This is a genomic window from Plantactinospora sp. WMMB334 (genome assembly GCF_049179095.1).
Lineage (GTDB): Bacteria > Actinomycetota > Actinomycetes > Mycobacteriales > Micromonosporaceae > Plantactinospora.
This window is the reverse complement of the sequence record NZ_JBMHME010000002.1, coordinates 3515069-3536920: the sequence shown is the minus strand read 5'-3', so window position 1 is coordinate 3536920 and position 21852 is coordinate 3515069. Positions and strand designations below refer to the sequence as shown.

The 21852-nt window shown below is 68.0% G+C and carries 14 protein-coding genes and 2 pseudogenes; 11 read left to right on the top strand and 5 right to left on the bottom strand.

Features of this window, described 5'->3' with window-relative positions; translation table 11 throughout:
• Window positions 1–60 precede the first annotated feature (60 nt).
• From ACN27G_RS15175 to ACN27G_RS15140, 8 genes and pseudogenes are all read left to right on the top strand, one after another.
• Complete coding sequence (locus ACN27G_RS15175) at window positions 61–1632, top strand: DUF2397 domain-containing protein (RefSeq protein WP_278062218.1); 1572 nt, start codon at window positions 61–63, stop codon at window positions 1630–1632.
• Window positions 1629–2792, top strand: a complete 1164-nt coding sequence (locus ACN27G_RS15170; RefSeq protein WP_421493455.1) for a TIGR02678 family protein — start codon at window positions 1629–1631, stop codon at window positions 2790–2792. The genes ACN27G_RS15175 and ACN27G_RS15170 overlap by 4 nt, the downstream gene beginning before the upstream one ends.
• A pseudogene (locus tag ACN27G_RS15165) lies at window positions 2789–3796 on the top strand (chemotaxis protein); the annotation flags it as partial. The gene ACN27G_RS15170 and the pseudogene ACN27G_RS15165, both read left to right, overlap by 4 nt.
• Before the next feature lie 246 nt (window positions 3797–4042).
• Complete coding sequence (locus ACN27G_RS15160; protein ID WP_421490773.1) at window positions 4043–5413, top strand: IS110 family transposase; 1371 nt, start codon at window positions 4043–4045, stop codon at window positions 5411–5413.
• A gap of 93 nt (window positions 5414–5506) precedes the next feature.
• Window positions 5507–9019, top strand: coding sequence for an SbcC/MukB-like Walker B domain-containing protein (locus ACN27G_RS15155; RefSeq protein ID WP_421493454.1), 3513 nt, complete (start codon window positions 5507–5509; stop codon window positions 9017–9019).
• On the top strand, window positions 9016–10218 hold the full coding sequence (locus ACN27G_RS15150) for a TIGR02679 domain-containing protein (RefSeq protein WP_421493453.1): 1203 nt from the start codon (window positions 9016–9018) through the stop codon (window positions 10216–10218). Before ACN27G_RS15155 ends, ACN27G_RS15150 begins: the two co-directional genes overlap by 4 nt.
• A gap of 498 nt (window positions 10219–10716) precedes the next feature.
• Window positions 10717–10911, top strand: coding sequence for a hypothetical protein (locus ACN27G_RS15145; protein WP_421493452.1), 195 nt, complete (start codon window positions 10717–10719; stop codon window positions 10909–10911).
• The gene (locus ACN27G_RS15140) at window positions 10850–11545 is read left to right on the top strand and encodes a transposase domain-containing protein (RefSeq protein ID WP_421493451.1); all 696 of its coding nucleotides are present in this window, start codon (window positions 10850–10852) and stop codon (window positions 11543–11545) included. Before ACN27G_RS15145 ends, ACN27G_RS15140 begins: the two co-directional genes overlap by 62 nt.
• Before the next feature lie 87 nt (window positions 11546–11632).
• Here ACN27G_RS15140 and ACN27G_RS15135 read toward each other — a convergent pair whose 3' ends face one another.
• The 3 genes and pseudogenes from ACN27G_RS15135 to ACN27G_RS15125 form a co-directional block, all read right to left on the bottom strand.
• Window positions 11633–12859 (bottom strand): ISAs1 family transposase, encoded by a 1227-nt coding sequence (locus ACN27G_RS15135; protein ID WP_421491150.1) that lies wholly within the window; start codon window positions 12857–12859, stop codon window positions 11633–11635.
• Window positions 12860–13038: 179 nt separating this feature from the next.
• Window positions 13039–17514: a hypothetical protein gene (locus tag ACN27G_RS15130; RefSeq protein ID WP_421493450.1), complete on the bottom strand. Its 4476-nt coding sequence runs from the start codon at window positions 17512–17514 to the stop codon at window positions 13039–13041.
• A gap of 110 nt (window positions 17515–17624) precedes the next feature.
• Window positions 17625–17959 (bottom strand): annotated as a pseudogene (locus ACN27G_RS15125) (transposase); the annotation flags it as partial.
• Between the two features lie 63 nt (window positions 17960–18022).
• Here ACN27G_RS15125 and ACN27G_RS15120 point away from each other — a divergent pair.
• Together ACN27G_RS15120 and ACN27G_RS15115 are read left to right on the top strand one after the other, a co-directional pair.
• Window positions 18023–18337: a hypothetical protein gene (locus ACN27G_RS15120; RefSeq protein WP_421493449.1), complete on the top strand. Its 315-nt coding sequence runs from the start codon at window positions 18023–18025 to the stop codon at window positions 18335–18337.
• A 131-nt stretch (window positions 18338–18468) separates the two neighbouring features.
• On the top strand, window positions 18469–19359 hold the full coding sequence (locus ACN27G_RS15115) for a hypothetical protein (protein ID WP_421493448.1): 891 nt from the start codon (window positions 18469–18471) through the stop codon (window positions 19357–19359).
• A gap of 119 nt (window positions 19360–19478) precedes the next feature.
• Here ACN27G_RS15115 and ACN27G_RS15110 read toward each other — a convergent pair whose 3' ends face one another.
• A complete protein-coding gene (locus ACN27G_RS15110; protein WP_421493447.1) occupies window positions 19479–20099 on the bottom strand; it encodes a hypothetical protein in 621 nt (206 codons plus the stop codon).
• A 99-nt stretch (window positions 20100–20198) separates the two neighbouring features.
• The gene (locus tag ACN27G_RS15105) at window positions 20199–20432 is read right to left on the bottom strand and encodes a hypothetical protein (RefSeq protein WP_421493446.1); all 234 of its coding nucleotides are present in this window, start codon (window positions 20430–20432) and stop codon (window positions 20199–20201) included.
• Window positions 20433–20936: 504 nt separating this feature from the next.
• Here ACN27G_RS15105 and ACN27G_RS15100 point away from each other — a divergent pair.
• Window positions 20937–21814, top strand: a protein-coding gene (locus tag ACN27G_RS15100; protein WP_421492440.1) for an IS5 family transposase whose coding sequence is annotated in 2 segments (ribosomal slippage) — window positions 20937–21284 and window positions 21287–21814 — 876 coding nt in all. Because the reading frame shifts where the segments join, the coding sequence is not laid out codon by codon here.
• Window positions 21815–21852: the final 38 nt, after the last annotated feature.

Sequence of the window (21852 nt, the reverse complement as noted above, 5' to 3'; positions counted from 1 at the left end):
GCGCGCCCCGCCCGTACACTGCGGGCAGCAGCGCGTTCCCGGGATGCGGCGGGGAAGGGGATGCGGGTGCGGCCGGACAGTTCTGAGGTTGATGACGACGAACGTCCCGCTGACGGTCTCGACCTGTGGCAGCTCGCCGGTCTCCCCGGCGGACTGCTGCAGGCCAGCTATCTGACCAGCCGGTTCGCGGCGCAGTACCGGCTGATCGTGGACGTGCTGCTTGCCGAACAGGAACACACGCTGACCGGCGTCGCCGCCACCGACCTGCCCGAGCTGTTACGCCGGCGCCTGCAGCACCTCGGCGCTGACCCAGCCCTGCTCGACGACCCCGGCTTCCGGCTCAAGGAGCGGATGACCCGGCTCGAACGTTGGGGTGTCGTCTATACGTTCCAGGACAAAGCTGTCCGTGACGCCGAATTCGTCCTCGACCGCGACCGGTACCAGCTGACCGAGACCGTCGCCCAGCTGCACCGGGCGATCACCTCCCTCGGTGACGACACCGCGGCCGAAGCCGCCGCCACCCTCGCCCCCGGCATCCTGACCGCTAACCTGAACCTGCTGCACGATTGCGCCCGCACCGACCCGGCCGCAGCCGCCGCCGCGTGGTCGGTGATCGCCACAACCCACCAGTCGATGGTGAAAGCCGCCGCCAGCTGGCAGGCGCGCCTCGCCGGAGCTCTGGCCGGCGCCCCGACACCGGAAAAGATCACCACCGTGCAGGAAACCCTGCGCCGCTACGTCGACATGTGGGGCGCCGGCATCGATACCCAGTCCGAGACGATCACCACCCGCGCCGGGAGACTCGCCCTGCTGCCTGCCGACGTGTGGCGGCGTATCGCCGTGCACACCCTCGGCGCCAACGCCGATGACCCGGCCATCGACGCCTTGGTCGACACCCACCAGCACACCCTGCAAACGCTGCGGCGTTGGTTCGACGGCCCGGACTGCCAGGCCCGTAAACTACGCCGGCAGATGCGCGACACGATCGGGCCGCTGCTGCGCGGGCAGCGCACTCTCGCGGCGGTCGGCGGCCACGTCTCCCGGCGCGCTGAACTGCTCGATTTGGCGGCACGCCTGGAATCGGCCGCCGACGATGACGCCGCGTGGCGACTGTGGTGCGCCGCGACCGGCCTGTTCGCCGCCCGGCACCTGCCCGGTGAAACGAGCCCGCCGGCCGGTAGCGCCGGCGCCGTGTCGTTCTGGGACGCCGACCCGGTCCCGATCGAAGCGCGGCTGCGGAAACAAGGCCCCAAAGCCGTGACCGGCACCGCCGCCCGGCTCACTGACCGCACCGGCGCCAAACGCGCCGCCCGGGAACGCGCCGCCCGCATGGCCGCGCAGGCCGCGCTCACCGAAAACGGAATCCTCGCCCGGTCCGGGCAGCGGCTGTCGCAATGGCGCAACGTGAGCGTCGACGAGCTGCAGATGCTGCTGGTCCTGCTCGGCACGATCGCCGCCGCCCGCCCCGACCAGGCCGGCACCAGGTCGGCGACCACCGGCGACGCCCGCTGGCAGCTGCACGCCGATCCACCGCCGGACGGCGCCCCCGCCGCGATAGTGCACACTCCTGACGGGCGCCTGGTCCATCCCGACATCGCCTTGCACATAACCCCGGCCGCGAGCCGCCCGTGAACACCGCGACCTCCGCCATCGAGAAGGAAGCCCAGCAGGCCTTCCTCGGCCTGCTCGCCCAACCGCTGATCACCCCGGCCACCAACCGAATCCTGCACCGGCACGTGCTACGCCACCAACGCCAGATCACCGACCATGCCCGCCGCGCCGGCTACCGCATCCAGCGCATCGGCCGCGCCGTCCGGCTGATCCGGGTACCCGTCGGCGGACAGGTCACCGCCCCACCACGCCCCACCGGCGCGCCCGGCCGACGGCTGCTGGCACTGGCCTGCTGCCTGGCCGGATGCTGCGAAGAAGTCTCGACCACCGTCACCCTGCAACAGCTGTCCGACATGGTCCGCGACCTGACCGGCGCCGCAGGCACCCCAGTGACCGGATACGACCCGGAACAGAAACCGCAACGGCGGCTGCTGCGCGACGCCGCGACCCTGCTCGCCGACTGGGGAGTGCTACGCCGCCGCACCAGCGACGAGATGCTGCTCGACTGGACCGAAGACGGCGCTGGACCCGGCGCCGGCTACGACGTCGACCGTGACGCCCTGCTGCTGATGACCAGCCCCGACGTCCTGGCAGCCGCCCTGCACTCACCCGAGGCTGATGCCGAGCAGCTCGCCGCGACCCGCACCGTGCGGCAACTACGGGCCTTGCTGGAAACCCCGGCCGTCGTCTACGCCGACCTCGACGAACACGACGCCGACGCGCTACGCAAAGCCCGCGGGCTGCGCACCGCAGATCTGACGCAGATGACCGGCGGCACCGTCGAAGCCCGCGCCGAAGGGCTCCTGCTCGCCCTACCCGACGACCCGGACCGGCAGCCGAGCGTCGCTGACTGGCCCCGCGCCCGCGCCGCGGACTGGGTTGCCCTGCTGATGGCCGACCTCGCCGGCCGCCACGGCACCCGCGCCCCCACCGGCACCGTCCGGCTGACCAGTACACAGGTCGATGAAGTCGTCGACGACCTCGTCGCATGGCGCGGTGACTACATGTCCAAAGACCAGAAGACCGTGCCCGGCACCGTCCGCAGCGACGCCGAAACGATCCTGACCGAACTCGGCCTGCTCCAGGTCGACCCGGACGGCTCGTGGACGTTGTCACCGGTCGCCGGCCGCTACCGCGACCCCGACATCACCCTGATCGATCCGACGGAGCCAACCCGATGACGACGCTCGACCTGCCCGCACCGGGGCCGGCCGCCACCGACGAGCAACTGGCCGCCTGGCGAGACGCCGTGACCACCGCCGGGCTGCCCGACCCGTCCCGCTCCCGCTGGCAGGTCCTGCGCGCCGGCGTGATCGGCCTGTGGGAATTCGACGTCGCCGAATACTGGTTCGCCGACGGCCGCGCCCAGTTCGTCGGCCAGAACCAGTCCGGCAAGTCCACCATGATGGCCTTGACCACGCTGCTCATGCTCGCCGGCAGCCTCGACCGCAAGTACGTCGACACGTTCGGCGACTCCGAGAAGGAATACCGGTACTACGTCGAACCCGTCACCGACGACCGAGACCGGCGCGACGCCTCCACCTCAACCAATCGCGGCTGGGCCTGGGTCGAATACGGCCGCATAGGCCCGCTCGGCACCCCCGAATTCGTCACCACCATGCTTTACACCCAGACCAAACGCGGCGTGAAGCAGATGACCCGCGCCTGGGTCGTCTGCCACGGCACCGCCCGCGTCCGCGACGGCCTGGACCTGGCCGTCGGACAGGCGGTTACCGAACCCAAGGAACTCGAGGGCATCGCCGGGGTCACCGTCTACCCGAAGGGCTCCGACTACACCGAGCGGCTCGCCACCGACCTGTTCGGCTTCGACGACACCGAACGCTACGCGACCGTGATCGAGATGCTGAAGGTGCTGCGCACCCCACACCTCGGACAGAAACTCGACCCGGCCTGGTTCACCTCCCAGATCCGCTCCGCGCTGCCCCCGGTCGCCAAAAGCGAGGTGACCGAACTCGCCAACGGCTGGCAGGAACTCGAACAACTCGCCCGCGACCGTGACCACGCCGACGAAGCCCGCAAAGCGATCACCGTCTACCTCAACCGGGCCTGGCGGCCCTGGGGCGACGCCGTCCTGCGCCTGCACGCCGACACACTGATCGCCGCCGACACCGCGTTCGTCAAAGCCGGCGACGACGCCACCGCAGCGGAAACGACGCTCAAGCAAGAAAACCATGGCCCCTGGCGGGGCCACCCACAGGTGGGTGAAACTCGGTCGGCGGTGTCGCTCGCCGTCGCCGGTTGGGCTTGGTGCCCTCGCGGTGCCTGAAAGCAAGAATGGTGCGGGAGTCCGTCCCTGGTACCCCAGGTTGTTGCCCCCTGTGCACGTGTCTCAGTGTCATGAGTCTATGACGGGCTCTGCGAGCGACATCGCCCCTGGCTGGTGATCGGGACGGAGGCGTGTCGTTTGGACGTGTTGTACACGCATGTCGCGGGGATCGATGTGCATAAGAAGCAGGTCACAGTGACGGTGCGGACCCCGGATCCGCGGCGGCCGGCGCTGCGGCGGGAGAAGACCCGCACGTTCCGCACGTTTTACGCGGATTTGCTGGCGATGGGAGCGTGGCTGGCCGAGTGCGGGGTGACCCGGGCGGCGATGGAGTCGACTGGCGCGTACTGGTGGCCGGTGTACGCCGCGTTACGGGAAGCCGGCGGGCCGGACCTGACGATCGACGTGGTCAACGCGGCGCACGTCAAAGCGGTCCCGGGCCGCAAGACCGATGTCAAGGACGCGCAATGGCTGGCCCGGCTGTTGGAGGTCGGCCTGCTACGGGGCAGTTTCCTGCCGCCGGACGACATCCGCGAGATCCGGGACCTGACCCGGTATCAGACGAAGCTGACCGAGGAACGCTCCCGGGAGAAGCAGCGGCTGCTCAAGGTCCTGGAGGCGGCCGGGATCAAGCTGGACGTGGTCGCCTCCGATACGTTCGGCGTGTCCGGCCGGGCGATGCTGGACGCCCTCGTTGCCGGCGAGCGTGACCCGCAGGTCCTCGCCGGGTTGGCGCGTGGGGTGTTGCGGAACAAGACCGAGGACCTGCGGCTGGCGTTGGCCGGCCGGTTCACCGCCCATCACGGGCAGATGATCGGGTTCCACCTAGCCCGGCTCGACCACCTCGACCAGATGATCGACCAGGTCAAAGAGAAGATCGGCCACCCCGGGGCCCCGGGCACCAGCCGCCGGGCGGCGACCGAACCCGCCGGGCTGCTCGCCCCGTTCGCCGCGCAGATCCGGCTGCTGACCAGCATCCCCGGGATCAGCGACCGGGTCGCGGCGGTGATCGTCAGCGAGATCGGCGTGGACATGAGCCGGTTCCCGTCCGCGAAGCATCTGGCCGCGTGGGCCGGGCTCGCCCCGGGCAACAACGAGTCCGCCGGCCGGCGCCACCGGGCCCGGCACCGCAAAGGCAACACGCACGTCCAGTCGATCCTCATCGAGGCTGCCCTGTCCGCCTCCCGCACGCGGACCCGGCTCGGGGCCCGGTTTCACCGGCTGCACCGCCGCTTCGGTGGCAAGGCGAACAAGACCGCCGCCAAGAAGGCCGGATTCGCCGTCGCGCACACCCTCATCAAGGTCATCTGGACCGTGCTGGCCACTGGAAAGCCCTACACCGATCTCGGCCACGACTACTACACCCGCCGCGTCAACCCCGAGACCCACACCCGCCGACTGATCGCCCAACTCGAGGCCCTGTCCGGCAAGAAGATCGTCCTCGTCGACCACGACAACGGCCCGTACGACGACGACAGCCTCGGCAGCCACCACGACGGCGAGGCCGCCGCCTGAAACGGCCTACCAGCAGCACCCGCACACAAGCGGTGGGAAGAGCGCCGACAAGGCCGTTCTCCGGCAAAAGGTCAGACCACAAGGGCCGACAACGTGGTCGCTCTCCCCACCAACGACCCAGCTTGCCGCACCCCGGCCACCCACGGCAAGCACCTCACCATGCTCGGAAACCATCATGTCCCGGCTCCGCCGGGACGCTGCCGCGCACGTGCTCAAGGTTCGAGTTTCGTCTCAGCCCGCGCCCGCCTAAACGACGAAGCCCAGAACACCATCGACCTGGAGAAGGCCCTCGGGCGCACCCGCGCCGAACTAATGCAACTGCTGCGCTCATCGGCGTACACCACCGCCGTCGAGCGCGCCAACGACGCCAAACGCCTGCGCGCTGAGGCCAACGCCGCGGCTGAGCGCGCCCGCAAGGCCACCGCCCAGTTGGCCACCACCCGTGGCGACCTGGAGAAGGCCATCGGCCGCCGCGACAAGGCGGCGGACGAGCTCACGATCGCGCAACAGGAGGTCGAGACCGCCGGCGGGCACGCCGTCGAGGCCGCCACCGCCGCAGGGCTCGGCGAGCACGCACCGGCCTGGGCAGCCGCCGGAGACGTCGACCGGTTCGACGTCGCGATCACCAACCGCCGCGGGCAAGTCGCTGCACTGCGCAAACTCATCCGCGCCGCCAGCACCGCCGCTGCGACCTGGAACACCCTTGACGACCTGGCGCAGAAGGCGGAAACCGAACTCATCATCCGTACGGACGCCGCCACCGCCACCGAAAACGCCCTGCACCAAGCCGTACAGACGTTGTCGGACGACCTGGAACGCTGGGCATCGGCCCTCGACGAATGGGCACCACCGACCGAGACCCGCACCCAGTGGATCACTGCGGTCACCGACCAGACCCGCGGCGACCGGCCACGGGAACTACTCACCGCCCTGCTGACCCGCCAATGGCTGGACCCGGTCACCTCACCGCTGATCACCCGCGCCGCCGACCTACGCGCCGCCGCGAAAACCGCCACCACACAAGCAACCGCGGCGGACGCCGAAGCCGACCACCTCGCCGCCGCCGGCGACCCCATCCCCGACCCGCCAGCGCGCTGGACCCGCCGGACACGTCCCGCCTTCCCGACAGCGGCAGGCGCCCCGCTGTGGCGACTGCTCGACCCGGTCGACGGTCTCGACCCCGCCGTCCTCGACCATGTCGAGGCGGCCCTGGCCGCCGCGGGCCTGCTCGACACATGGGTCACCACCGACGGCGCCTTCGGACCCGAGCACGGTGACGACGCCGTCATCACCACCGGCACCCTCCCTGTCGCGACAACCTCACTGGCCGCCGTGCTGCAGCCCGCCGAAGACGCCGCCACCCTCACCGACGCTGTCACGAAGATCCTCAACGGCATCGGCTACACCACCGACGGCCCGCTCACCGCGACCGTGTGCCTCGCCGCCGACGGACGCTGGCGAACCACCGCCGCAGCCGGCCGGGCAGCCCCCGCCGAACACGGCGCTGAACTGATCGGCACCGCCGCCCGCGCCGCGACCCGCCGCCGCAACATCGCCGACCTACGCGCGCAAGCCACCGCGTTCCGCGACGAAGCGCAGCGCCTCACCGGCGAAGCCGACACCGTCAGCACCCAGGTCACGAACCTGCGCACCAGCGCCAGGCAGGCACCCACCGACGCCGACGTCGTCGCAGCTGCCGCTGCTCACACCGCCGCGACCGGCGAAGCCGAGAAAGCCGGCACCGCCTACCGCGACGCTCGCGGCCGAGAAGAACAGGCCCGCACCCTCTCGGAGGAGAAGGCAGCAGAGGTCATCCGGTACGGCGTCGATAACCAGCTCCCCACCAGCGAGGAGCATCTCGACACCCTCGCCGCAGACCTCGACACAACCGCCGCCGCCGCCGGCTCCCTGCGGCTGGCACTGCGCGGGCTCAAAGCCGCCACTGCCGCGGCCACGGATGCTGCTGAACGGCTCACCACCGAAGAAGGCCGGGTCACCGCCGCCGTCACCCTCGCCGAAGGTGAAGCGGCAGCCGCCGAGCTGGCCGACACGAACGCGACCCTGGCCGAGCAGTCCGTGGACGCCGACGCGCAACAGCTGTTCGCCCAGGCCGAAGAACTCGAACGAAAAGTCGAGGAATACGGTCCGTCGATCTCGGCCAGTCGACGCGAAGGCCTGGCCCGCTCCAAAGAGGCGGGTGAAGCCGAGAACGCCTGGAAGGGCGCCTGCAAGGACCACACGGCGGCCGGTGAACACCGCGACGCCGCGGCTGCCGCCTGGTGGACACCTGTTGACGCCGGCCTCACTGCCGCTCGTAACCTGCCCGCCCCGGACAGCCGTGATTTGCCCGCCGCGCTCGCTCACGCCCGTACCGCCACCGAGCGGCTGCGCCCGCCGATGTGGCCCGACCGGCTCGACGACAAGGCCAAACGCGTTGAAGCCGCACTCTCGCGCATGCTCGGCAGCTCCCTGATCGAGCTGCGCACCGTCCTCGAAGCCCACGGCGGCCGCTCGATCATCATCACCGAAGCCGACGACCAGCACCCCCTGCCGTCGGTCACCTTGATCGTCGATGCCTCTGGCACCTCGCTCGACCCAGCTGAAGCCATCCTGCACCTGCAAAAGCTGGTCGACGACCTGTCGCGTACCCACGACGAGAAGCTCCACCAGATGTACACCGAACTTCTCTCCTCCACCTTCATCGACCACCTCGCCGACCGGATGAAGAAGGTCATCACGCTGCTCGCGGTTGTCAACGAGGTTCTGGAGAAACATCCGACCGGCGCCAACAAGATCACGCTGCGGCTACGCCGCGTCCCCGCCGAAGGACAAGCGCCCGGCTTCAAGATCCTCAAAGCACTCCTGGACGGCACCATAGAATCCGACGCCGCCCAGCAACAGATCCAACTGTTCCTCGGCGCCCGTCTGCGCGAGGCCCAGGAAGCCGGCCTCGTTGGCACCGAAGACTGGACCGACCGCCTCGCCGAACTGCTCGACTATCGTGCCTGGTTCGACGTCGTCGCCCAATACAAAGTCGGCGACAGCGACGACGACGAGACCCGGTGGAAAGACCTCACCAGGAAAGTCCACGGCGTCGATTCCGGCGGAGGCAAAGTCCTCACCCTGCTGCAGCCGCTGCTGGCGACCCTGGTCGCCCTGTATTCCGAATCTCCAGAAGCACCCCGGCCGCTCTGGCTCGACGAAGCCTTCGAAGGCGTCGACCCCGGCAACCGCGCCACGATGATGCGGATGCTCACGGACTTCGACCTCGACTTCCTGCTCGCCGGACCCGCACCGCTTGTCGCCGTCGCGCAAGTCCCCGCCGCCGCAGTCTGGGTCATCACCCGAGCACCCGCACCCATTCCCGGCGTCGACCTGTCCCTGATGCTGTGGGCCGGGCACACCCTTGAACAGATCCCCGTCGGGGACTACGCCACCCGGCTGCTCACCCCACGCCGCAGCGCCGAAGATCTCGGCCCTGACCTGTTCGCCACGATGCTCCCCGACCCGGCACCGGTCGAGCCACCGCACACCAACGGCGCCCACCACACCGGCACCGAGGAACCATCGGACGCGGCTGGCATCGACGAAAGTGAGCCCGCATGAGCGCGGCAACCGACCGGTGGGCCGCCCAGCCCGGCCCGCACAAGGTCCTTACCGCGGTCCGGGAACTGCTGCAGGAACGCCGCACCGGCAACGGCGTCACCGTCCGCGTCGAGCTCACCGCCACCGAACGAGCCCAAGTGGCCCGCTATCTTGGCGTGGCGTGGGACACATCCGGCCAGCCCGTAACCCTCGGCAAACTCCGCACTGCCCTCACCCGGACCGGCGACGACCTGCTCGACCTGCTGACCCGCACTGGCGGCGCCATCGACGACGTCCGCGGCCGCCGCGAACAAGCCGCCGCCCGCACCGCAGCCACCATCGACGCCGCCTACACCAGCCTCACCACCACAGGCCTTCCCGACCACGCCGTACAGCTTGCCCGCAAACGCCGCTGGCTCGGCACCGACCCCGACACCGCCGCCCGCCGCTCCGACGACCTGCAACACCTGTGGCACGCCCTGCCCGGCACCGGCCGACCCCTCGCTGAAATCGCCAACGCCCTCTACGGCGACCCGCACCGCCTCGACCGCGACCACGACCTCGGCCGCACCGCCGCCCGCCTGCTCGCGGCCGCCTCTGCCACCGCGGACAACGCCGCCTCCGCCGCCGACACCGCGCTGACCGCCGATCGTTGGCGGCACGTGTGGGCCGAGCACGGGATCAGCTGCGACGAGGTCTCCGCCACCGTCCTGGTCCTCAACCTCACCCTGACCGGGAAAGCCCCAGCAACCCGGATCGCGGGCGCTGCAGCCGAACACGGCGAACCGGTATGGCTGACCAGCCGCAGCCTACGCGGAGGCTGGGCACCTGCACCCGCGCTGACCGTCGTGCGCGTCTGCGAGAACCCCGCCGTCGCCGAGGCCGCCGCCGAACAACTCGGCACCACCTGCCTGCCGCTGGTGTGCATCTACGGACGACCCTCATCGGCAGCATGGACACTGCTCCGCGGCCTCGCCGCCGCCGACGTCCAACTACGGGTCACCGCTGACCGCGACACTGCAGGCCGCGGATTCCTCGCCGAAATGCTCGTCCTGCCTGGCGCCACCGAATGGCTACCCGACGCCGACGGCCTGTATGAGGAAGCCCGACTCCGAGCCCTCATCACCGACCTCAGCCCGGCCAGCCATGCCGCATACGAAGATCCCGCCACCACCTATCCGAACAGTCCGCGATCACGGCTGGAGGGCTCGACGGGGTAGCTCCAGCACTGTCTCTCCACTGGTCGTCGTGAAGGAGTACAAGTATCAGGCCCAACACGAACCAAATTCCCATATCCGACCGTGGCTGATATGGATGTCGTGTTGGCGTAGCCACGCGCAAGCCGGCCGCCCCGAATACGCAGGTTGGTGCCCTGCCGGGGGCGCTCACCAAAACTGCTAGCCTTGATCATCTGGGACCCGCCTGACTCGGCGGGTCGCTCCCTTTGATGTGGCTCTGACTGATGGGTGCTCGCGGATGCCTGTCAGAGGGTGGCTTCCGCCCGCCCGGCCTGCTGAGCGAGCTGGTTGACTGTTTCTGCGCTGATCTCAGCTGCGGACGTGGCGCGGCTGGTACGGAGGTCATAGTGGATCTCCATCCGGAATGCCTCCAAGAACCAATGCCACTTAACGTAAGTTGATCATGGTTGTGTGCTGGGGTTTCGTGGCCATTGGTGTCGCGGTGATAGGTCCGCCGGTTGCGGGCGTTACGGTCTGTGGGTGGTCACGGATGCGCAGGTCGTGGGTGGACGGTTGCCGGACTGGATCTCGATCAGCGTCCTCCCGGGGTCGGTGCCGCGTGAGGTCGTCGATGAGGCGGTCGAGGTCACGGGCAAGGCGGCGCTGCGTTCGGATGGAAAGCTGTCCGCCGCACGTGATGGTGTACTTCGCGATGGCGTTGGCGTTGTTCGCTGACGACGACTACGAGGAGGTCGCGGTCCGGCTGACCGAGACCCTCGGAGCGTGGGGGGTGCTGGGATCGCGAGTGGACGGCGCCGACCTCGGGTGGGATCACCTTGGCCCGGAAACGGTTGGGGCCGGAGCCGATGGTCGAGGTGTTCGACCGGGTCGCGGTGCCGGTCGCGGAGGAGCTGACCCGGGGTGGGTTTCTCGGGCCGTGGCAGTTAATGAGTATCGACGGGGTCGAGTGGGACGCGCCGGACACGCCGGAGAACGTGGCTGCGTCCGGGTATGCGGGTTCGGCCGGCAATCCGTCGGCGTTCCCGAAAGTGCGGATGGTCATGGTCCGGGTAAAATCTGTGGCGTCCATGAATATGCGAATTGGCTCTTATGGTCTTCTACCCGAAGCAAACGTCCAGTCAGTGATTATGCCGGCGCACGTGACTTGCAGCAACGGGACGAGTCCACTGGCCCGCCGCGCTGTCGCGACTCGTACCCGACGCGCTCGACGTCCTGGCCGACTGGTGATTCGGTCAGTCCGGTCGGAGTGTATGCGTTTCGTGTTTGGGAGGGTGGGCGGGCCGGTCAGAGGTGCCACTCGCTGGGGGCCCTGCCGGCCGCGTCAGCCCGGAGCCAGCCCACCAGGTGACCCGTGTGCCCGGCGCACTTCGTGAGGCCCGCCCTGTCGATCAAGACGCATGCCGTCGTCTCCTGACACGGCACGGCCGTTTCAACATCATCCGGTGAGGCCGAGGATGGTGAATGGCCTGGTCATGTCGCGGTTGGCCCAGCGGGTGGCTTCGGTGATATCAGTGCGGCCGGCCAGGCGTAGGGCGTTGATGGCGAGGTTGCGTAGCGAGGCGAGGACGCGTGGGCCGGAGCGGGTGCGCACGCGGGAGTGGTCCTCGCGGTAGCAGGTATCGCGGATGAAGTGCAGGGATTCGATGGTCCACTGGCCGCGGTTGAACGCGGCGATCTCGGTCGGGCCGGCGGCCTCGGCGGGGTGGCTGGTGACACCGAGTTGCGCGGCGGCGGACTGCTTGCCGTCGCCGGTGGTGACGTAGCGTTCGATAAGCCAGACCTGGCTGACGTGGGGGAACGGCAGGCCGGGCGGGGCGGGCAGGACCCGGATGGTGCGGCGGGTGGTACGGCCGTGCCCCGTTTCCGTGCTCTCGTAACCGATCGGCGTGTCGGCCCAGGGCAGGACGTTGAGAGCATCGAACAGCGCGGGCCGGTTCTCTTTGACCGGTAGCACGAAGTGGCCGCCTTGCTGGTGGATGAGCTCGGCGGTGGCCTTGACGGTATGCAGGGCGTCGGCGGTGACGGTCGCGTCGCGCAAATCGAGGGTCTCCAGCAAGGCGCGGGCGGTCTCTGGTTCGCGGGTCTTGGCGCCGTCGGTCGGGGCCTGGGCGATGATGACGGCGGCCGGGTCCGGGCCGGGCGATCCGGCCAGGGCGGACAGCAGATGCAGTTGCTCGCCGTCGGCGTCGACGGCGCCGCGTACGGTCTTGCCGTCCAGACGGATCTGTGCCGGTGTATCGCTGCTGGTGGAATCCTGTTCGCCGGTGCCGGTGCCGGTGCCGGTGCGCTGGGCGGTGGTCCATTCGGCGATCACCGCGTCCAGGACATCGCCGTCGGTGTCGGTGCATACCCGCCACAGTGTCGAGCGTGACGGTCGTGCACCGGGGCGGGCTTCGACCCGCGTATACAGGCTGTCGAGGATCTCAGCAGGCACGTCGGCGACCCAGCCGCTGATAGCGGTGTAGCCCTTCAGGCCGGCGACCGTGGCCGCCGCGACCAGCGCGAGCACGACCGCGACCGGATGATCACGGCCCTGGTCGGACCGGCCGTCGCCGACGGCGAGCAGCAGATCGAGCAGACCGTGACACGAAGGCGTGAACGAGACGTCCTCGGGCAGCGGCACGGGCGACGGATCGGCGATGAGGGTGGCAGACTGCGGCACGACGAAGCTCCGTTTGAACCAGATCTGTGGAAAGACCTGGACTCAACGGAGCTTCGTCCATATCCGACACGCCAACGCGGGCATCGTCACTCAACGCCACTATCGATCATGAAACGGCCGTGCCTGACACGGCCAACAGGCAAGGCAAAAGCCGTCGTGCTGCTGCGATATTCGCCCCATCAAGGAAGGAGCACGTCGCGCTCCTCCCGGCGCGGACGACCGGTGTGCACGGTCAGGTCCGAGCCCAGGCGTGCTTCGACGGATGCGCTGATCGAGGGGAAGGGGCCGTCATGGTCGTAGTCGTCTTTGAGTTCCATGCGTTCGAAGGTGTGTAGCACGACGAGTTCGAGATCGCGTTCGGCGAGGAGCTCGCGCAGGTAAGAGGCTCGGACCAACAGGGCTCGGTTACTGCTTCCGGGCTCCTGGTAGAACGTGAATACCGGTGACTCCTGAGTGTCGAGCCAGCTTGGCCCGCGCATGTCGAAGGTCAGCCCGGCTGTCTGCTGAAGCAGTGCGGAGGGCAGCAGCGTGCTCGCGGTCTCACCGATCGAGCAGTCGTAGATGCTGCCCTCCCACGCGTACGGCTCGACGGTACGGCCGATGGCGAACTGTTTGTCGGCCACGGTCACCGTCTCGAAGCCGGCGTGGCGGTGGTAGCAGGGTGGGCCCGTGCGGCCGATTTCGCCGACGTAGCAGCAGTCGACATGGCCATGGCTGTCGACCAGGTCGAGGGTCCCGTGCCGGGTTTGCTCGGCGAGGGCGGTCAGGAACGGGTTCGCGTCCGTTCTGGCGATGAGCAGGGTGTCGACGGAGCAGGACTGCTGCAGGCCACGCCAGCTCTTGTGGGCGGCCGGGTCGGTCGTCTTTGTGAAGCTCTCCAGCACGATCCAGTCGGTGCCGTTGGTGTCGTGCAGGAAAGCGGAATCGTCGATGGTGGGTTCAGTGTCGGTGTCAGCCAACAATTTCTGGATGTTCCCGTGGTGGCGGCGGAAGTCGAGGTCGGCTGGTGGCCAGCCGGCCAGACTGATCATGGGTGGCTGCCACGCGGTCGCGCCTTGGCCGTCGTGTTCGCTGAAGGCGCGGAAGTCGATCGGAGGCAGGCTAGGGTCGATCTCGCGGTCGCCGATGAGGCGGTGCAGGCCGTCGTAGGTGGGGGAGTCGTCGTAGCGGTGGGCGCTCTGGTAGTTGTCGGCTACGCGGGCGAGGAGCTCGTGATAGGCCATCCACTGGTACTTCTTGCCCCATCGTTCGCTTTTGTGACCTTCCCGGCCTCGGCCGTGCCCGATCCTGCGGTCCTCGGCACGGAAGCGTGCCGGGGTCCAGCCGAGGCTCAGGGTTCGGTGGAAGACCCACCGGCGGGCCTGGTCGGCTGGGTAGTCGTGGTTGACGATTTTCGGATATTTCCAGGCGGCGTCGAGAAGCTCCTGCTGCTCGGCCGTGAATGGGTCTTGCCCTGTCCTGAGTTTGTAGCGGCGTAGGGCGATGGCGTGAGGTTGGGGGTCGACCAGCAAGGCGGCGTGCTCGGCTTTCTGCTCCGAGCTGAGGGAGGCGAGGAACGCGGCCCAGCGGGACTTGATGAGCCGCGGTCGGGCGTAGCCGGTCCGGCGGTCGGGGCGAGGCTGTCCGACGCGGTAGCGCGAGAAGTGGTGCATGCCGGACTCGACGACGTAGCGGCCGAAGTCGCCCATGCCGAGCACCGAGATGAAGACCGACAGGTAGTCATCCTCGGGCGGCATGTCGTCGTACCGGCCGTATTTGGCGTCGAGGGTCGCCTGTGTCGGCGCCGGTCCTGGGATCGGGAGGCCGTAGGGGCGCTCGGCTGCGCGCGCGGCGGTGTCGGGAAGGAGCTGGTGGGCGATGGCCCAGTGGGTGATGCCGCGGGCTGCGTCCAGCAGCAGTTCATCGGCGCGGACTGGCTGGGTAAAAACGCGGGTGTGCACGGTGGTGGCCAGGGCCGCCGCGTCGGTGGCGTGCGCGGCGGTGCTGCGCAGCAGGGCGCCGTAGGCGATGACGATCACGCGTTGCAGCACGTACGGGTCGTCGATGCTCCAGAACCGCTCGACCAGGGCGCGCATCACGTCGAGATGCCCGCGCAGCAGCTGGACGACGGCTTTGGTGATCCAGTCGCGCATGTATCTGTTCGGCGAGGACAGCAGCCAGCACAGCGGGATGCAGGCGAGTTCGATCACCTTGGGGTCGTAATGGGGGTAGGGGCCGGCGGCGGCCCATCGGGCGAGGCGGGGCACCGGGCTGGTGTCGTCGAACAGCTCGTGATAGGTGGCGAACCCGAAGGCGGTGTCGCGTTCGGGCATGCGCATGCGGGTGAGGTGGGTGTGCAGGCGTTCGGCGTTGAGCAGGTTGCCCGGCTGCGGGGCTATGGCGAACAGCACCCGGTAGACGTCGGTGGGCGAGAGCCCAGGGGTAACGTTGAGCAGCTCGATGGTTCGTTCGGTGACCGCGGTGGTGGCCCTGTAAGGCAGCATGGCCGTCAGGCTGCGGTAGATGCGCCGGACGCGGATCCGCTGTCGAGAATCCGCGTCATGGCTGCCGTGCCGGAGATCCAGGTTGAGCAGGTCAGGTAGCTCGGTGTTGTAGACCTCGGGAAACACGATGGTGGCGGCTTCCACGATGCCCCCGCTGGCGTCCTGGGCCAGCCATCGGTGCAGGTCGGTGTCGGTGAGCGGATTCGGCGAGGCGGTCAGGCGGCGCGTGAGCAACAGGAAATCGGAGAACGCCTGAAAGGCGATCCGTATGCCGTCGCCGAACGTGTCGGGGCCAAGGTACAGATGCTCCCGGGTGAGGACACCCTCGTCCTGCAGCAGGCCGAGGAGCTTGGCCGGAGACACCGCAGGGCCGTCTAACACGGACCGGACGACCGTGTCGGCCTCGCTGATGGTCAGTCCTTCTCGCCCGAGTAGTGCCATCTCGTCGAGCAGGGCGTCCAAGGCTGAGCGGGCCTGGGCGCGGGCAGCGTCACGTTCGTAGTCGGAGACCGCGTCTCGGGTGAGTCGGCGTGCGACGACGGCGAGTTTCGCGGCGAGGTACTGCTCGAAGATCGCCACCCGGCCCTGGTGGCCTTCGTGGCCGGCGGCCCGGCCGGCGTGCGCGACGCTCTCGCAGTACATGCGCAGGAACAGCGGCAGGGTGAACTCCGGCGTCAACAGCGGGATCTTTGGCGCTTCGAGCTTGAAGTGTGCGAAGTACTTGAGAGTGGCCTCGACCTCGTGGCCGGCGAAGCCGGGGTGCGTGCGCTGGTGAAAGCGTGCCCGCTCGGCGTAGTCCGAGACGATGTCTTGGTAGGTGTCGCGGCACGACACCACCAGGGCGACATGTGGATACTGGGCGACCTTGGCGCGCAGCGCCGGCAGGCGGGAGGCCCAGAAGTCCGCCTGGGCGGTTTCGTTGACCGCGTCGATGATGAGGAGAAAACGGCTGCCGCGCTTGGCGGCGGCTTCCCCGGCGGTGTCCATGGCCTTGAGCAGGCCGTCGGCGCCGAGGTTCTCCAGGCCCAGCTGGTCGCAGATACTCGTCCACAACTCGCCCCGGCCGAGCTGCGCACCGGCCAGGAACACGGCGGGCCGGCCCTGCTCGAGGGCGCGGCGGGTCGCCTCGAGGAGCAGGTGCGTCTTGCCGGACCCGGCCACGCCGGAGAGAAAGTAGGCCCGGCGGCGCAGGGTTTGCCCGGGGGAGGAGTCGAGCCACCACGACAGCTCGCGGACGGCTTTGAGGAGGTCACGGAAATCGGTGCTGTGCCGAACCTGATGCCCGTCCCCGACGGTGGCCCGGTCCCGCTCGATGAGTGGCTCGGCCGCCCGCTGCACCTCCTCCAGCAGGGTGTCGAGCCGCTCGAGAACGGTTGCGGGATCACCGGCCTGCAGGTCGAACGCGGTGGCCGCGTTGGCGAGTCGGTCCGCGGCCTGCACCACCGCCATATACAACGGGCTGGGCTTGGCCGGCGGGTAGCGCCGCGACTCGGCGACACCCGCGCCTACCTCGTGAACCAGCCGCTGCAGCCGTTCGCGCACGCTGGTGTCGAAACCGAGCGCCAGCAGATCCTCCTGGATGGGCAGGTCGACCTGCAAATCCGGTCGGTACTTCTCGCCGGCCGCTTCCGTCTGCACGGTGTGGTGATCGCGCAGCCAGTCGCGGCCGAGGACAGTTTCGCCCCACCAGAACCAACGGCGGCCCTCGTGCTCCGGCTTGGCCAGCTCGTCAAGCAGGTCGCTGCCCTGGACCAGCTTGAAGCTGATTCTGTCTGCGCCCGGGATCGTCTGCTTCCAGACGCCGACCTTGTCGTTGAACTTGTCACGCTGCGACTTGAGCCGCGTTCCCTTGCGGATCTGCCGGCTGGTCCCCAGGTTCCACGAGATGACGAACGTCAACGTGCGCAGCGCAGGGCGCTCCTTCGCGACCCGCCTGACCGAATCGGTCATCGCCGTCAACAGCGCCTCGATACCGTGTACGTGCTTGGCCTGCCAGCCGTGCTCCGTGCCGTCCGGTTCGACCGCGTACCACTCGACCCCGCCGTCCGGGTTGCCCGTGCGGATCGCCACGGTCCCGGCCGGCACCTGCCTCTTGAGCAGCTGGTACGACAGCTCCTCGAAAGCCCGGCTCTGCTCACCCTCCCACGGGCGCAGTGTGTCGAACGTCGTCACCGGAAACCGAGACATAATCCTTCTGACCTCCCCATTGCGATTGCTGCCGCTACGCCGGGCCAGGGCAGTCGGTTCATGCTAGTGACCTGGCGCGCTAGCTTGACTTCTAAACCTGTGCGGCGTGGTCGGGGGTTGGCGGATTTTTCTTTCTGGAGGCTGTCTTCCTGGTCTCGTTGCTGGTGACGATGTGGACGTCGTAGCGGCGGGTGGGCTGGCGGTTGGGTGTGCCAGGTGGTCGTCCGGGTCCTGGCCGGGTGGGTTTCGGTGCTTGCGCGGGACAGGCTGTTGTTGGGCGTAGGTGCCGAAAGCCGCGCCGGACCCGGGCGGGGGTGAGTCGTTCGGGCGGGGCTGGTCGCTCCCAGGGGCGACGCAGGTCAACGGTGAGGGGTTCGGGCCAGCCGGAGCTGGGTGTGGGCGGCGATGATAGCCAGGTCCACCGATCGGCACCTTATGCGCCCCGCGAGCGGCCGCGTACCAGCTACGTAGCACCGGCTGAGAGGATGAGAATGTGACCTATGACCCAGACGGCGACCCCGCCGCGTTCGATCCCGGTGAGTCCGACGTGGTGGACGCCTGGCTCAACGACCCGGTCGTGAACGGGCTACACGAAGACCTCGGACGACAGTTCCGTGCGCTGCCACCAGAGCAGCAGCTCGCCAAACTTCTTCCGGAGTTGGAGAACGCGCAGGGCCTGTACGCCCACCTCGCTGGCACCGTCGCCGAGGCGCCCGCCGATGATCCCCGCCGGTTCCTGCTTATCACGTTGGGCGACCAGGTGGAGAGCATCCGCGCCAGGATCAACGAACTCGGCAGCAGCGCCTAGTGCCGGCGGTGTGCTGAGCGAGTTCGATACCTTCTTCAGCCTTGCCCAGGCGTCGATGCTTGGTTACCGACTCCAGAGCTTCCGACCCCTATGTCGGCACTGGACGAGCTGTCGTAGGCGATGATGGTCGGGTGTCGAACCCATCACCTAGCGCCGGGTCGATTGAGCATCGGACGCCGACTGAGGGCACGATCAAGCAGCTCTACGGCACGGCATGGCGGTGTGGCGAGCCAACCTGCAAGAAGCCGCTGTATCGGCTGAACGGTGACACCGGTGAGTACATCCTCAACAGCCGGATCGCCCACATACACGCCCGTAGCCAGGGCGGCGCACGCTGGGACCCAGACATGTCTGAGGCGGCCAACCGGGACGCGTCGAATTTGATCCCTCTGTGCGACACGCATGCGTGGGAGATTGATCAAACTCCGCAGCATTTCACCGCTGACGTGCTCCGCGAGTGGAAAAGGGCACAACTCGCTGAGTATCAGACCTTGCAACGTTCTTGGAGCCTGACTGACGTCGAAGTGACGGACGTCGTCGCTGCGTCCTTTACTACGCTGGAAGAACGGCTTCTCGGAGGGCTTTGTGCAGCTGCGGAGTCTGCCCGGCAAGATGAGCGACGCCAACGACAGCGATTGCTTATTGCGGATACGGTTCATGCCGCCAACAACTGGACTGACGCGTTGCAGGCGGCCACCCTTAGCAGCGCAGGCGACCGGTGGAACAAGCGGGCCATCATCGCGTGGGTTGCCGATAATGGCGGCGCGATGGCGAGCGACATGCAGCTCATCAGGTCAAACGCACGAAAGCTCCGCCTTGAAACGAGTCACCCGGATCTGCTAGAGGCGCTCGATGCTGCGGAAACAGCCGTGGGTAATCCGGAGGTCTTTGATCCGATCTGGCGCGGATCTACTACAAAAGGCGAGGAGCGCGCGGCCATCTACCGGCATCTCAACCACGTCAAACGAGTCTTCCTGGATCTGGAAGAAATCGCGATCAAGATACTGGCCGATCCTATCTAATGGCACGCCTTAGCATGCCGCGCGTCGGATGCCGCGTGGTTGCCCGTCATCCGTGCGGGCAGTGCTGCGACGGAGAAGTTCTATGCCCGTCACGTATGCGCGTTGGTGCCTGCTCCCGGCTAGATTGCGGGGTTGCGGGAGGCTTGACGCCGTCTCAGGTACTCCACGATTGTGCGCGGGTTGTCGTCGGGCTCGCCCTCCCCCTCGGCAATCAGGCGGTCAAGATCACCGAACGCCCAGTTGGTCACCATGTCTGGGTAAGCCGCCTTGAAGTCGCGCGGCGCAGGCATCTTTTCTTCGATTTCATAGCACCATGTCGAAACGACGTTGTCGCCAGCAGCGAGGTCGGCGACCGCCGCTCGAAGGCGCGCGGCGTGCTCGATGATTGACCTTCTGCTTAGGTCCCAAATCGGTGCTGCTGGCGTTCCCTCGTGTGCGATGAGGTTCCGAGCGCGGCGGGCGTTATGAAGAAGGTCGGCGCTCGCGCCGCCGATGGGGTGGGTGACGATGTCGTTCATCGTTGCCCCGAGCATCTTGTCTTGCGGCAGTCCGGAAATCGCCTGCTCAAGCGTCAGCACAGGATCAGATTCGATCACCTGCACCAGATTCATGATTCGCAAGATGTACCGGCACTTGGACTCGAACGAGTTGGCCAGATACAGCGCCTTGCCCGCAGCCAGCAACAGCGCGTCGGCCAGGACCGGCTGCCGAAATTCGTGAAGGCTCAGAGACCACGCCACAGGACCCAGGGTATGCCCGCCGTCCACTCATTTGAGTCCGTGGGACGTGCCTCCAGGGGCACGCCTACCGCTTGCACCGTTGGGGCCGACCATCAGCTCCTATACGAAGCTGATCCGGGGCGCAGGTGTTGCCGAGATTCGGGTGGCGTGTTCCGGGTGCAGTTCGGCGAGCCCCAGGGTGGTGAGGAGGTTGCCGCATGAGCTGTTCAACGCGGCCTCGGCCGTGACGGGCTCGTACAGGTCCGGGGCGGTTGCAGGTGCCTCGACAGCAAGTCTGGGCTGCTGGATGGCGCACTCGGAGTAGGTCACCAGGTGTAGGTGGCGGGCTCGCACGAACTCCTCGTCCGTTACGTGGCCGGCGCGCAGACGAGCTACGGCCGCGAGGGCGAGCCTTGGCCAGGTCGATCATCGAGTCCGCCATCATCGGAGCAGCGGGATCGCCGACAGCCTTGCGAATCTTGCCTCCTGCTGGCTCGAAGACGTTACGCACCGCGTGTTCCAGGCGCGGGTAGTCCGGCCGGCCGGTGTAGGCGATGTCGGTCAGGGCATCGAGAAGCTCGCGCCTTGCGGCGATGCTCGCATTGGGGTTGTCGAGCTGCCGGAGGAGTTCCTGCGCGGTTTGTCTGGCCTGCTTCTTGCTGACGCGGGGGTCGCCCAGCCAGGTGGTCATCGCTCGTCGGGCCTGGCTCGTGGGCACGAACTCATCACCCCAGTACATCCAGATGCCCACTCAGTATTAGGACAGTCGTGCCGGCCGTTGGAGGCCTTTTTGTCGGGGGTTCACCGTACCGTTAGGTGGTGTCCGGCGGATCTTGATGGTGGTTCGTTGTTCTGGTCGTGGCGCGTTTTGATTTGACTGATGCCGAGTGGGCGGTGTTGGAGCCGTTGCTGCCCGCGCAGCCCCGTCGTGGTGGGCAGTGGCGCGATCACCGGCAGGTGATCAACGGGATCTGCTGGGTGAAACGGACCGGGTCGCCGTGGCGGGACATGCCCGAGCGGTACGGGCCGTGGAAGACCTGTCATGAACGGTTCCGCCGGTGGGCTGCCGACGGCACCTGGACCCGTCTCAAGCAGCAGGTGGTCGCGTTGGCTGAGGCTGACGGTGACATCGACTGGGACGCTCAGGTCGATTCCACGGTCGTGCGCGCTCACCAGCACGCCGCCGGTGCCCGTAAAGGGGGCTCACCACCAAGGATTCGCAGGCACGTCAGGGTCTGGGTCGTTCCCGGGGAGGGTTGACCACGAAGGTGCACACTATGGCCGACGGGCGAGGCCGTTCGCTCGCCACGCGGATCACCCCGGGCCAGGCCTCCGATACCAAGCAGCTGGTGCCCTTGTTGGATCAGATCGCCGTGACCCGACCCGGCGGCGTCGGCCGTCCCCGTAAGCGTCCGGACTCGCTGACCGCGGACAAGGCGTACTCGTCCAAGGCGAACCGGGCCGCGTTGCGGGCCCGCAAGATTGCCGCCGTGATCCCCGAACGCGCCGACCAGAAAGCCAACCGGACAAGGAAAGGATCATCAGGCGGCCGTCCCCCAGACTTCGACACCAGCGCATACACCCACCGCAACCAGGTCGAACGTGGCTTCGGTCGACGCAAACACTGGCGAGGCCTGGCGACCAGGTACGACAAGCTCATCGAAAGCTACGAAGCCACACTGGACCTCATCGAGATGCTCGACTGGCTCCGTGCCGTACCCGACCACACTCCATGATCCGCAGGACACCACCTAGCGCCGTCCGGTTCTGAAGG